This window comes from Enterobacter sp. HK-058-C-ECC (genome assembly GCF_047531125.1).
In the GTDB taxonomy this organism is placed as follows: domain Bacteria; phylum Pseudomonadota; class Gammaproteobacteria; order Enterobacterales; family Enterobacteriaceae; genus Enterobacter; species Enterobacter quasiroggenkampii.
On sequence record NZ_JBLKCH010000002.1, the window covers coordinates 244,704 to 257,570 of the forward strand.

11 protein-coding genes are annotated in these 12,867 nt (G+C 57.3%); 4 read left to right on the forward strand and 7 right to left on the reverse strand.

From position 1 onward, the window contains the following. The 3 genes from ACMWJS_RS05220 to ACMWJS_RS05230 form a co-directional block, all read left to right on the forward strand. The coding region (locus tag ACMWJS_RS05220) for a branched-chain amino acid ABC transporter substrate-binding protein (protein ID WP_414746751.1) at positions 1-769 on the forward strand (769 nt) is incomplete at its 5' end. A gap of 17 nt (positions 770-786) precedes the next feature. Further along, positions 787-1,269 carry an L-2-amino-thiazoline-4-carboxylic acid hydrolase gene (locus ACMWJS_RS05225; protein ID WP_047071799.1) on the forward strand — a complete coding sequence of 161 codons (483 nt, stop codon included), beginning with the start codon at positions 787-789 and terminating at the stop codon, positions 1,267-1,269. Continuing rightward, complete coding sequence (locus ACMWJS_RS05230) at positions 1,266-2,492, forward strand: Zn-dependent hydrolase (RefSeq protein WP_414746752.1); 1,227 nt, start codon at positions 1,266-1,268, stop codon at positions 2,490-2,492. The genes ACMWJS_RS05225 and ACMWJS_RS05230 overlap by 4 nt, the downstream gene beginning before the upstream one ends. Before the next feature lie 35 nt (positions 2,493-2,527). Here ACMWJS_RS05230 and ACMWJS_RS05235 read toward each other — a convergent pair whose 3' ends face one another. After that, a complete protein-coding gene (locus ACMWJS_RS05235) occupies positions 2,528-4,411 on the reverse strand; it encodes a potassium transporter Kup (protein WP_048029934.1) in 1,884 nt (627 codons plus the stop codon). A gap of 89 nt (positions 4,412-4,500) precedes the next feature. After that, entirely contained in the window at positions 4,501-5,988 is a 1,488-nt protein-coding gene (locus ACMWJS_RS05240; protein ID WP_414746753.1) for an MFS transporter, read from the reverse strand. 116 nt (positions 5,989-6,104) lie between these two features. On the opposite strand from ACMWJS_RS05240, the gene ACMWJS_RS05245 reads away from it, so the two are divergent. Then, the gene (locus tag ACMWJS_RS05245) at positions 6,105-6,698 is read left to right on the forward strand and encodes a TetR family transcriptional regulator (RefSeq protein ID WP_048223369.1); all 594 of its coding nucleotides are present in this window, start codon (positions 6,105-6,107) and stop codon (positions 6,696-6,698) included. Between the two features lie 57 nt (positions 6,699-6,755). Here the strand turns inward: ACMWJS_RS05245 and ACMWJS_RS05250 are convergent, their stop codons facing one another. From ACMWJS_RS05250 to citX, 5 genes are all read right to left on the reverse strand, one after another. Then, a complete protein-coding gene (locus ACMWJS_RS05250; RefSeq protein ID WP_414746754.1) occupies positions 6,756-8,195 on the reverse strand; it encodes an anion permease in 1,440 nt (479 codons plus the stop codon). Positions 8,196-8,287: 92 nt separating this feature from the next. Then, entirely contained in the window at positions 8,288-10,882 is a 2,595-nt protein-coding gene (gene acnB / locus ACMWJS_RS05255) for a bifunctional aconitate hydratase 2/2-methylisocitrate dehydratase (RefSeq protein ID WP_414746755.1), read from the reverse strand. Between the two features lie 17 nt (positions 10,883-10,899). Beyond that, positions 10,900-11,448 (reverse strand): RBBP9/YdeN family alpha/beta hydrolase, encoded by a 549-nt coding sequence (locus tag ACMWJS_RS05260; protein ID WP_414746756.1) that lies wholly within the window; start codon positions 11,446-11,448, stop codon positions 10,900-10,902. Positions 11,449-11,475: 27 nt separating this feature from the next. Beyond that, positions 11,476-12,351, reverse strand: a complete 876-nt coding sequence (gene citG / locus ACMWJS_RS05265) for a triphosphoribosyl-dephospho-CoA synthase CitG (RefSeq protein WP_414746757.1) — start codon at positions 12,349-12,351, stop codon at positions 11,476-11,478. Next, positions 12,326-12,865, reverse strand: a complete 540-nt coding sequence (gene citX, locus ACMWJS_RS05270) for a citrate lyase holo-[acyl-carrier protein] synthase (protein WP_414746758.1) — start codon at positions 12,863-12,865, stop codon at positions 12,326-12,328. Before citX ends, citG begins: the two co-directional genes overlap by 26 nt. Between the last annotated feature and the right edge of the window lie 2 nt (positions 12,866-12,867).

Below are 12,867 nucleotides of genomic sequence, written 5' to 3' on the forward strand. Positions count from 1 at the left end.
GGTCGCGGCCGGGCACGCCTATACGCAACAAGGTTTTGATACCAGCTTCCGCGTGATGGGACACGACGATGACGGCGGCCAGCTCGCCGGTCAGTATGCGGTCAATACCCTGAAAGCCAAACGCATTGCGGTGATCGACGACCGCACCGCATTTGGTCAGGGGCTTGCAGACCAGTTTATTAAATCGCTGGAAGCCCAGGGCGTGAAAATTGTCGATCGTCAGTACGTGGATGACAAAACGGTCGATTTCAGCGCCGTACTGACCGCCATCCGCAGTAAAAATGCCGATCTTATCTTCTTCGGCGGCGTCGACAGCCAGGCCGCACCGCTGGCTCGCCGCATCAAACAGCTGGGCATGAATGCCACGCTGATGGGCGCAGGCGGATTCGTCAGCCAGACGTTCCTCAAGCTGGCGCAGAAAGAAGGCGAAGGCGTTGTGGCGCTGGAGCCGGGTCTGCCCGTTGACCAGATGCCGGGTGGAAAGGCATTCGAACAGGCCTATCAGTCCCGCTACCACACCCATATCGAACTGCACGCCCCGTTCGCCTATGACGCCACCCGCGTGCTGGTTGCGGCAATGGAAAAAGCAGACTCCGTTGAGCCTTCCGCGTATCTGCCTGCCCTGCGCGCCATCAGCTATTCCGGCGTCACCGGGCAGATCGCGTTTGATAAAGAGGGCAACCTGAAATCGCCGTCGTTCACGGTCTACAAGGTTGTCGACGGCAAATGGCAGCCGCAGACCGTGCTGGGCGGCGCAAAAGCGAAGTAACGCAGCGAGGCAATGTGATGAGTGATAATAACGAGCTGGGCATTCTCGCCCGCCGCAAAATTGAAGCCGAAATTATTAAGCCAATTTATGAAATCCTGGTGCGCGAGATAGGGAAAGCCCGCGCCCAGGCGGTGATTGGCGAGGCCATTGAGCAGGCCGCGATTGACGCTGGCAAAGCATTTGCCAGCAAAGAACCCAACGGCGCGAACATCAAGAGCTTTATCGCCCTGCAGTATCTGTGGGAGAAAGATAACGCCCTGGACGTGAAGGTGATCGACGCCGACGACCAGCAGTACAACTACAACGTGACCCGCTGTCGCTACGCGGAGATGTACCACGAGATGGGGCTGGGCGAGATTGGCCACCTGCTCTCCTGCGCGCGCGATGAAAAATTCATCGTTGGCTATGCGCCGGACGTTGAGCTAACCCGCACCACTACCATTATGCAGGGCGGCGCGTGCTGTGATTTCCGCTACCGCAGCAGCAAGGACAAGCCATGATCCGCGTCAACGCCGAACGGTTGTGGTCAACGCTTGAGATGATGGCGCAGATCGGCGGCACGCCCGCCGGTGGCGTCACCCGTCTGGCATTAAGCGAGGAAGATCGTGTTGCGCGTAACCTGCTGCGCGACTGGGCGCTTGACGCCGGTTTTACCTGTGACGTCGACAGCATGGGCAATATGTTTATCCGCCGCGCGGGGAAAAACCTGCAGCTTGCCCCGGTCATGACCGGTTCACACGTGGATACCCAGCCGCTGGGGGGGAACTACGACGGGGTTTACGGCGTCCTGGCCGGGCTGGAGCTGCTGCGTACCCTCAATGACCATCACGTTGAGACGGATCGTGACATCGTGCTGGTGAACTGGACCAACGAAGAAGGCGCGCGCTTCGCGCCAGCCATGCTCGCTTCAGGGGTCTGGACGGGGCAGTTTAGCGAAGCGTACGCCCATGCCCGCGCCGATCACGATGGCATCACCGTGGGTGAAGCGCTGGATAGCATTGGCTACCGGGGTGAAACCCCTGCCCGCGCGTTTCCGGTTCACGCCTGCTACGAGCTGCACATCGAACAGGGACCGATTCTGGAAGACGAAGCCCTGGATATCGGGCTCGTCCGCGCGGCAATGGGCCAGCGCTGGTTTACCCTGACGCTGGACGGATTTGCCGCCCACGCGGGCACCACGCCGATGCACAGCCGCCGCGACGCCCTGATCGCCTTCGCAGAGATGGCGCTGAAGGTGGAAGAGATTGGCTATCGGCATGCGCCGGACGGACGGGCGACGATCGGTATGGCGCAGGTTACGCCAAACTCGCGCAACGTCGTGCCGTCTCGCGTGGTATGCAGCGTGGAGTTTCGCCATCCGGCGCAGGCGGCATTGGAAGCCATGGAGGCAGCGCTGCATAAGGTGGCTGAAAGCCTGAGCCTGCGCGGCGTGTCGGCTCTCGTTGAGCGCATTTTTGACTACGCGCCCATCGCGTTTGATGCCAAATGTCTGGCTCGCACGGAGAAGGCGGTGGCAGAACTGGGCTATTCGTCGAAACCGATGGTCTCGGGTGCGGGACATGACACCTGCTATGTCAGCAACATTGCCCCTGCCAGCATGATCTTTATCCCCTGCGTGAAAGGCATCAGCCATAACGAAGCGGAAAGGATCCTGCCGGAGTGGTCCGAGAAAGGGGCGAACGTGCTGTTGCATAGCGTCCTGTCCGCGGCCCAGGAGAACTAGAACGGCGCGAAAGCAGCCCCTGCTTTCGCGCGACGCTAGACGGCAACGCGGCGGCTGATTTCAACCACCCGATCGCTGGGAAGGTGGTAGTGGTTGATGACGTGCGTGCAGTTGCGCTTCATGAAGGCAAAAATGTGTCGCTGCCAGGCCGCCATACCGGCCCCGCCTTCGCCTGCCACAATGGTTTCATGCCCGACATACCAGGTGGCGTCGTCCGTGGCAAAAATTGCGTTAATCTCGCTGACGCCCTGCAACAAACGCGGGATGTCCGGGTGTTCCATAAAGCCATATTGCGCCACGCCGTGCCAGTAGCCCGGCGCGCGCTGCTCCACCCTGATACGCTGCTCCTCTCCGACGTAGGGCACGTTGAGAATATCAATGGTCAGCGACAACACGTCCTGCTGTAGCGCCCGGTTTCGCGCGACATGCCAGCGCATTACCGGTGGGATATTGTTCTGCGTGCGGGTCAAAAAGACAGCAGAGCCCGTCACTCTGGGCACCGTCTTTTGCTGAAGCTGGGCAAAGAACGCATCCACGCTGACGCCCTTCTCGCCCACCGACGCGGATACCGCCTGCACGCCGCGATGCCAGATCAGCATCACCGTACAAATGGCGGCGGCCATTAGCAGCGGGATGTAGCCGCCCTCAAGGACCTTAATCAAATTGGCAAACAAGAAGGTGGCATCGATCGTCAGGAAACAGAGGGCGATGATCCCGCTGCTGAACAGGCTCCAGCGCCATACTTCCCGCATAGCGACAAACAGCAGTCCTGTCGTCATCAGCATGGTTAACGACACGGCAATGCCGTACGCCGCGGCAAGCTTATCGGAGGATTTAAAGAACACCACCAGCCCTATCGTCACCACCATCAGCAGCCAGTTTATTATCCCGATATAGATCTGACCGTAGCTTTCTGCCGCCGTCTGTTTGATGCGTAGCCGCGGTAGCCAGCCGAGCTGAATCGCCTGACGCGTCATGGAAAAAGCGCCGGTAATAATCGCCTGACTGGCAATGATCGTCGCCAGCGCGGCAAGAATGATGAGCGGCACCTGCAGCGCTGGTGGACAGAGCGTATAGAATAGATTTTGTTTGCTGTCGGCACCGGCCAGAATCAGCGCTGACTGACCAGCATAGTTGAGCAGCAGCGAAGGAAAGACGACGCCGTACCAGGCAAACCAGATGGGCTTTTTACCGAAATGCCCCATATCGGCGTACAGCGCCTCGGCCCCCGTCACGCAGAGAAATACGCCCCCCAGGACCAGGAAGCTGGTGTACCCGTTCGAAAACAAAAACGCGATGCCGTAAGCAGGATTAAGGGCCAACAGTACCGAGGGGTGCTGAACGATCCCCCGCACGCCCAGGGCCGCAATCGCCAGGAACCACAGCGCCATCACCGGGCCAAATATCTTCCCTATGCGGGCGGTACCAAAAGGCTGGATCAGGAACAGCGCCAGCAACACCGCAACCGTGAGGGGTAAGATGTACGGCTGGGACTCCGGAATGACCATCTCCAGCCCTTCCAGGGCGGAAAGCACGGAGATGGCCGGGGTTATCGCGCCGTCACCGTATATCAACGCGGCGCCAATTAGGGCGGCAAAAATGACCCAGCGACCGCCTTTGCCTTTTTCCACCAGAAGCGACATCAGGGCCATAATGCCCCCCTCGCCATGATTATCAATTCGCATGGCGAAGGCGGCATACTTAATGGAGGTCACCAGGATGAGCGTCCAGGTAATCAGGGAGAGCAGGCCCAGGATGACGTCAGGCGTCGGGTCATGCTCAGAGAGCGAAAGTACCGTCCGGAAGGTATAAAGCGGGCTGGTGCCGATATCACCAAAAACAACACCCAGCGCGCCCCCTGCAAGCAGGGTTAACCGGGAGAGAGGTTGGGACGGTTCACTGCTGTGGCGCGGGCTCATATTTTTCAGCAAGAGTCAGATAATCCTTTAAAAAACATAGCTCATCTGCCCCGCCCGCGCCAACCGCTGCCCCTGTTTTACCGCGTGGTTTACTGCGGATTGACCTTCGCCAGGCTGAACCAGATCCCCACTGCCAGCAACAGAAGCATGCCACCCGCACTGCCCAGCGCCACGCTGTGGGAGGTAATAAACGCACTTTTCGCCGCCTCAATCACCGGCTCCGCCAGGGACGGCGTCAGATCCTGCGCCACCTTCATCGCTTCCCCAATCGATGACGAGGCTTTATCGATGAGCGAGGCATTCAGCCCCTGCGGCAGGTCAATCGACGCCGAGAAGCTGCGGGTCAACAGCAGACCAAAAATGGCGATCCCCAGCCCGGCCCCCAGCTCATAGGACATGGTTTCAATCGCCCCTGCAGCGGCGGCTTTCTCCTTCGGCGCGGCAGCCATAATGGCGGAAGTCGAGGCCAGCAGCGCGCTGGCGGCACTGAAGCCGAGCAGCACCATCAGCCCCCATGCCTGCCACTGCTGCGTGCTGAAGTCGAGCGTCGACAGGCCGATAAAGCTGACAGCGCTGAGCCCCATGCCGCCGGCCGCGACGATGCGTAGCCCTAATCGCCCAACCAGCACGCCCGCGATCGGCCCGCTGAACCCGCTGGCGACCATCACCGGCAGCATAAACATGCCCGCTTCAAACGGCGTAAAGCCGTGAACAAACTGCAGCTCCTGGGCCATCAGCAGCTCAAACCCGACCAGGGCAATCATGGCGGTCATCGCCATCACCACGCCGCTCAGAATAATGCGATGGCAGAAGAGACGCATATCGATCATCGGTACGCGGGCGCTAAGCTGAATACGCACAAAGATAAACAACAGCACTGAGCCGGTAACCAGCGCGGCGGCCACCAGCCACGGCGACAGCACGCCCTTTAGCGCGGTTTTGGCGCTGTAAACCAGCAGCAAAATCGCCACAATCAGCATGATGGCATGGCTGATATTCAGCGGCTGCTCCGGGCGGCCCTGCTGACGGGGCACAAAACGCGCGGCCAGCGACACCACCACCAGCACGATCGGCACGTTGATTAAAAACACCGATCCCCAGTAAAAATGCTCCAGCAGCATACCGCCAATCAGCGGGCCAAACGCCGCCCCGCCGGAACCGACCGCTGCCCAGACGCCGAGCGCGATGTTGCGATCTTTCGCGTCGGTAAAAAGCGTGCGGATCCCTGCCAGGGTGGCCGGAATAATCATCGCCGCACCGATCGCCAGCGAGGCGCGCGCCGCGATCAGCCATCCTGCTGAGGGGGCAAACGCAGCCGCCAGCGATGACAAGCCAAAGAGCGTACTGCCGATCATCAACAGCCGTTTAAAACCGATGCGGTCACCCAGGGCGCCCATCGGCAGCACCATCCCCGCCATCACCAGCGAGTAGATATCGATGATCCACAATAATTCGTTACCGCTGGCGCCCAGCGTCATGCTCAATGTTGGCGCCGCCACGTGCAGCACCGTCGCGTCAATCGCGACCGGGATATACACCAGCACGATAATCACTAACGCTAACCACTGACGAAACATAAATTTCCTTTTCATTTTAAACCTGGACACATGTCCAGATTGCGATCCTACGTAAAGTTGAACGCGTGTCCAGCTTTTTGTTACACTCGTTTCGTTCCCATTGAGAGTGAGTAAAGATGCGATATCTGAGCAAGGATGAACGGCGCGAAGCCATCTTACAGGCCGCCATGCGCGTGGCGCTGGCCGAAGGACTGGCGGCAATGACGGTACGCCGCGTTGCGGCTGAAGCCGGCGTCGCGACCGGACAGGTTCACCATCATTTTACCTCCGGCGGGGAGTTAAAATCGCTGGCCTTCGTACGGTTAATTCGCGAACTGCTGGATGCGGATGTTGCGGGTGAACAGGCCGGATGGCGGGAACAGCTTCATGCCATGCTCGGCAGCGATGACGGCAGGTTCGAGCCTTATATTCGTCTCTGGCGTGAAGCGCAGATCCTGGCCAGCCGCGATGCCGACATTAAGGGTGCCTATGTGATGACCATGGAGATGTGGCATCAGGAAACGGTGGCGCTGATTAACGCGGGAACGGAGGCCGGGGTATTTCGTCCCGGCGATCGGGCGGAAAATATCGCCTGGCGCTTGATTGGTCTGGTGTGTGGTCTTGACGGGATGTATATCTTAAACATGCCCGAAATGGATGAGGCCGCGTTTAACAATCATCTGGATAAGTTAATCACGCTCGAGTTGTTTACTACCCCGTCTCAGCAGTGATGTTACCGGGCAGCGGCTACGCCCTACCCGGCCTTCCTTTTGTCTACTCCCGGTCTGTTAAGACTGCAGCATTCCGTGTTGCAGCAGGAAACCCCACCACGGAATGCCGAGGAACATGTGGATTAAAAACGTGCACAACGCCACGAGGGTGCCGATTATCCACCAGGATTTGATGTCGTTATACCCGGAGGCAAAAATAATGGGCCCTGCTGCTCCGCCATAGTGCGTAATGCAGCCTCCATAGGAGTTGGAAAACAGAATAGCGAGGGCAAGCAGAACGGGCGCCGTGCCGGTGACCAGACCCACGGTGGCAAAGACCGGCACCATCGCCGCGACGTAGGCTCCGCCGGAGGCAAAGAAATAGCGAACCAGTACGCTGAGAAACACGATAATCACGATGGTCATGTTACCGGCGCTGAGGAAATCCAGATGTGCTGACAGGAAATCAGCCAGCCAGCGGAAAAAGCCCTCCTTGCTCAGGGTGGCGCTCAGACCAATGATGCCCCCATACCACATCAGGGTGTTCCAGCCACCTTTGTTTTTCTGCACATCACTCCAGCCGATAATATTAAACAACAGCGCCGCGCCCATCGCGATAATGGCGACGGCGGATTCAGTGAGCCCAAGCTGACGAGAAAAGATCCAGCCCAATAATGCAGCGATAAAAATAACGACCAGGCCCTTCTCCTTGAGGCTCATAGCCCCGAGACTTTGCAAGCCGTTGGTAGCAATAGCGACATTATCAATCTTTTTAATTTCCGGGGAGGCAACGCGATAGCAAATATAGGGAATGATACACAACATCAATAAACCCAGCGGTGCTCCCGCCAGCATCCAGCCGATCCAGCTAATATGAATATGGAAAATATCTGAAATAAGCTGCAGCGCTAATGCATTTCCCGCAAAACCCGTTAAAAACATATAGCTGGTCGTTTTAGTGACCATATAGACGTTGACCATTAAATACCGGCCAGCCTTACACGGCGACTCTTTTGGCGTTGAGCCCAACACCGTCGCGATGCTGTTAATAATAGGAAAAACGACCCCGCCCGCCCGCGCCGTATTTGAGGGCGTTGCCGGTGCCAGCACCAAATCCAGCAAGGCGGTCACATACCCTAGCCTCAGCGTCGTACTGCCAAACTTGAGAATAAACCAGTAGGCAAGCCGTTTCCCCAGACCCGTGGTGACAAACGCCGCGCTAAGCGTAAAGGCACTGAACACCAGCCAAGTGGTGCCTGAGGCGTATCCGCTCAGTACATCCATGGATTTGACGGGTGAATCCGGGAACTTTGTCACGGTAAAACAGGTTAACGCCACCGCAACCAGCATGATGACGGGTTCAGGATACGGTTTAATGACCAGTCCAACGATAGCGGATAAATATATTCCTGCCAGTATCCATGCCTCTTTGGTTAATCCATCAGGCGGAGGAATGAATATCGATAATAAAATGATTACGGCAAGCAAGATTGTTTTTAAAACATTCGATTTAAGCATATCTCACCCATGAGAAAAGGGTCCCTGAATAGCAGAGACCGCTCTTAGAGAAGCCTCCGCCCACAAAACACATTTATCAAACAAATAAAAAATTAGAGATTCACGATGCTGATATTATCGCTTTCCGCGAGTTGATATTCCGTTAAGGTGTCAAAACTGAGATAGCGATAGATATCCTCATGTGCACCATGCAGCTTATCGGTATAGCTTAAATACTCTTCAACGGTAGGCATTTTGCCGAGTATGGCTGCGACGGTGCTTAATTCAGCTGAGGCAAGAAATACTTTGGCATTGGTACCCAGACGATGCGGGAAATTTCGGGTGGACGTCGACACCACATGGCTCCCTTCGCGCACCCTCGCCTGGTTCCCCATACAAAGGGAACAGCCCGCAGGCTCGATCCTCGCCCCCGATTTAATAAACTGACTGAAATAGCCTTCACGGGAGAGCTGTTGAGCATCCATTTTTGTCGGCGGTGCGAGCCACAAACGCGCCTGGTTTTCGGTGGCTCCGGCCATGATTTTACCCGCCGCGCGAAAATGACCGATGTTTGTCATACAGGAACCAATGAAGACCTCTTCAATCGGCGTGCTGGCAACCTCTGAAAGTAACCGGGCATCGTCCGGATCGTCCGGGGCACAGACCACCGGCTCGGTGATTTCATTGAGATCAATGTCAATGACTGCGGCATATTCCGCATCCTGATCGGCACAGAGCAGCGACGGGTTAGCCAGCCACGCCTCGATTTCAGCAATGCGTCGTTCAAGCGTGGCGGCGTTCTCGTACCCTTGCTTAACCATCCAGCGCAACAGGGCCGCATTGGAACGCAGGTATTGCGCGACATTGTCTTCCGTCAGGCGCATAACGCACGCCGCAGCGGAGCGTTCAGCGGAGGCGTCCGCCAGTTCAAACGCCTGCTCGGCACTTAATGTTTCCAGACCTTCAATTTCGAGGATCCGGCCCGAGAAAAGATTGCGCTTATTCTTTTTCTCAACCGTCAAAAGCCCCTGTTTTCTGGCGTAAAGCGGAATGGCATGCACAAGATCGCGAAGGGTAATCCCTTTCTGCATCTCACCCTTAAAACGCACCAGCACAGATTCCGGCATATCCAGCGGCATAATGCCCGTCGCAGCAGCAAAAGCCACCAGCCCGGAGCCGCCCGGGAAGGAGATCCCCAGCGGGAAGCGGGTATGGGAGTCGGCGCCGGTGCCCACCGTATCCGGCAGCAGCATGCGGTTAAGCCAGGAGTGGATAATGCCGTCGCCCGGTTTGAGCGCAACCCCATTACGGCGGGTAATGAACTCTGGCAGGGTTTCGTGGAGCTGAACATCCACCGGCTTAGGGTAGGCAGAGGTGTGGCAGAAAGACTGCATCACCAGGTCGGCTGAAAACGTGAGGCAGGCAAGATCGGTCAGCTCGTCGCGCGTCATCCCGCCGGTAGTATCCTGAGATCCCACGGTCGCAATTTTCGGCTCGCAGTATTGTCCTGGACGGATCCCTGCCACGCCGCAGGCTTTACCCACCATTTTCTGTGCCAGCGTGAAGCCTGTTGCAGAGGGTGCGGGTGCGGCGGGCTTGCGGAAGACGTCTGAAGGCTCAAGATTCAGCGATTTTCGCGCTTTCGCCGTCAGGCTGCGTCCGATAATCAGCGGGATACGTCCGCCGGCGCGCACTTCGTCCAGCAGCACCTCGGTTTTCAGCGTAAAGGTCGTCACCAGCCGCTGGCTTTCCGTCTCCCGAATTTCCCCCTTGTAGGGGTAAAGATCGATCAGCATCCCGGTCGTCAGCCCGGAGACGTCCATCTCAACCGGCAAAGCGCCGGAATCTTCCAGCGTGTTGAAGAAAATGGGTGCGATCTTGCCGCCAAATACAAACCCGCCGTTACGTTTATTCGGCACGAAAGGAATATCTTTTCCGATGTGCCACAAAATGGAGTTGGTGGCGGATTTACGTGAAGAGCCGGTTCCCACGACGTCACCCACGTACGCCAGCGGCCAGCCACCCTCTTTGAGATCGGCCAACTGGCGTACAGGGCCACGCACGCCGGGCTCGTCAGGCACTACCCCTTCCCTGACGTTACTGAGCATGGAGAGCGCGTGCAGCGGGATATCCGGACGTGACCACGCTTCCGGCGCCGGAGATAAATCGTCGGTATTGGTCTCACCGGGAACCTTAAACACCTTAAGGGTCATTTTTTCAGGCATGGCCGGACGGCGGGTGAACCAGTCGGCATCTGCCCAGGACTGAAGTACCTCTTTTGCCCGGTCGTTACCGCTCAGCGCTTTGGCTTCGACCTCGCTGAATTTTTCAAAAATCAGGATCGTGGAAGCAAGCTGCTCTGCGGCCAGCCTTCCCAGCCCTGGATGCTCGAGAAGATCGATCAGTGGCTGAACGTTATAGCCTCCCTGCATCGAGCCCAGCAGCATCGTCGCCGCTTCGGGCGTCAGCCCGTCAACAGAGTATTCCTGCAACGCAACCTTAAATAAAAACTCGGCTTTGAGCTTTGCGGCAGGATCGACGCCCGGCGAGACGCGGTGGGTTAATAAATGAATTAATTCCGGATGATGTGCGGGTGCATCATTAATTAAACGCTGAATCAGCGCATCCGTTTGTTCCGCCGTTAAGGGTTTCGCCGGAATACCCCGTTCAGCACGCGCGTGCAGGTGCTGATTATAATCATCTAACATAGGCTCTCCTGTTAAAGCTAAAGTTGTTCACAAAATTCAATTAATCGTTCGAGTCCGTAAGGCCATTCACCAAACCCAGACTCGGCATTAATATGTCCCGCCTCTCCGATATCGATTAAATGCCCCTTCCAGCAGGCCGCCCAGAACTCCGCGCGTGAAAAAGGCATCAGGGGATCGTTTCGGCTGGCAAACATCAGGCAGGGAACCGGCAGTGAGGCGGGCAGAATGGCCTCTTCAAGGCCAAAAAAAGCGGGCTCTGCCGGTGCGATCATCACGACCCCGGCGACGTTTACCCGGCGCGTTTGCAGCAGTCGGCATGATGCCAGCGCGCCAAAGCTATGGCCGACGAGAATTGCGGGAAGCGTGCACAGTGCCAGCTCGCGGGTAATGGCGGAAACCCAGTTTTCAATATCGGGCTCTAGCCAGTTTTTCTGTTTAATCCGCCTCCAGAAAGGAAAACGCTGTCCCCAGCAGCTTTGCCAGTGATATTCATCGCTGTCTCTCAGACCCGGCACCAGAATAAGGGTATAAACGTTACTGAGCTGCTGCAGGCGTTGTTCAATCATGACGTTTTCCTGTTACGCGTTTCGTGATTATTCGACTGGAAATTGCGACAATAACCATCCGACGGCGATAAGGTCTGCGCTTCCGCCCGGGCTTAAATTCCGGCGAATAAACTGGACGTCCATGCGGGATAAGGCTTTCACCAATTTCTCCGGCGTCAGACATTTAATGGTTAATATTCGTCTGGAATAGCGTCTGGCATAATTCAGCCCCGTTATTCCACCCCGTGAAACAAGATTGGTGTCCGGATTCTCCGCCATCAGCCCGAGCAACATCCTCAACAACGCTTCCTCCTCAGAGGCTCCCCGTCGCAGCGCGATGTCAAAATGAGGGAGGCCAGCGTGACGGACGGTAGCGAAACCGCTTTCAACTTCCCCTCTGGCACCGGTGAAGCCATAGGCTTTGAACTGCTGCTCACCCTTGGTTTTTGCCACGCCGCGATTTTTCAGCTCCTGCTCAACGATTCCAGCGCAGATCGCCCTGCTCTCATCGCACAGGCTGCGTTGCGTGAGGGTTTCTTGCCTTTGCGTCAACCGTCCGGCTGCAGCACACAGCAGCCCCAAAGAGAAGATCCCGCCTTTATGGGTATTCACCCCGCCGGTGGCGTTAAACATCGCCTGTTCGCAGGCCAGCCCGGTCGGCCTTATGGCCCGCAAGGTTTGCGGACCAGCAAGACGAGCCGTCTCTCTGCCGACGTGAAAGAACGCTGAGAACCAGGGGGCAATCGCCGCGATACTGGCCATGAACATCGCGAAATTCATATCGGTATGCGCCCCGCTGTTTGCACGATCCACCAGACCCGGCTTCGGCGTTAGGCGAATTTCCCGATACATGGCCTCGGCAGCCAGCTCAGCGAAGGTGCGCTGAACGTCTGGCGCATTACATCTGGCAGGCAAAGTAGCCATCGGTTAACTCCTCGATCGCACGCGCGAGCTCGGCCCGCGAATGACGCCGGGCGCGAGAGCAGGCATGAGCAGGTTCCTGACAGATAAAGCATCGGCGCATCGGTTGCTGGATGGCGTTTCTTTTCAGCTGTCCCGTCTTCGGACAAAACACGTCGATATCCCATAAGCGCCCCAGAGGGTGGTTATCTTCCAGATGCGCCGTGACGTGTTTTATCATCCACGCGGGTGCCGACACCGACCAGAGTGCTTCCGGTCCCGTGACCGGCAGCAGGATCTGCTGCCGACAGACCGTCCATTGATGGGAGCGGAATACTTCTGCAAGGGCCTGATTCGCAACGTTCATCACCCGTCTGGCGAGCCCGGTATCCTTCACCTCGCCCGGCCAGACCAGCGTGACGGAAACCACGCTATGTTCCGACTGAAACAGCCATGCCTGCTGGCGACGGGCTCGCTGTTCTCTGGCGGCCAACACCTGTTCCAGAGTGACTTTCACGTTCGAGGCTTTATCCATCATGA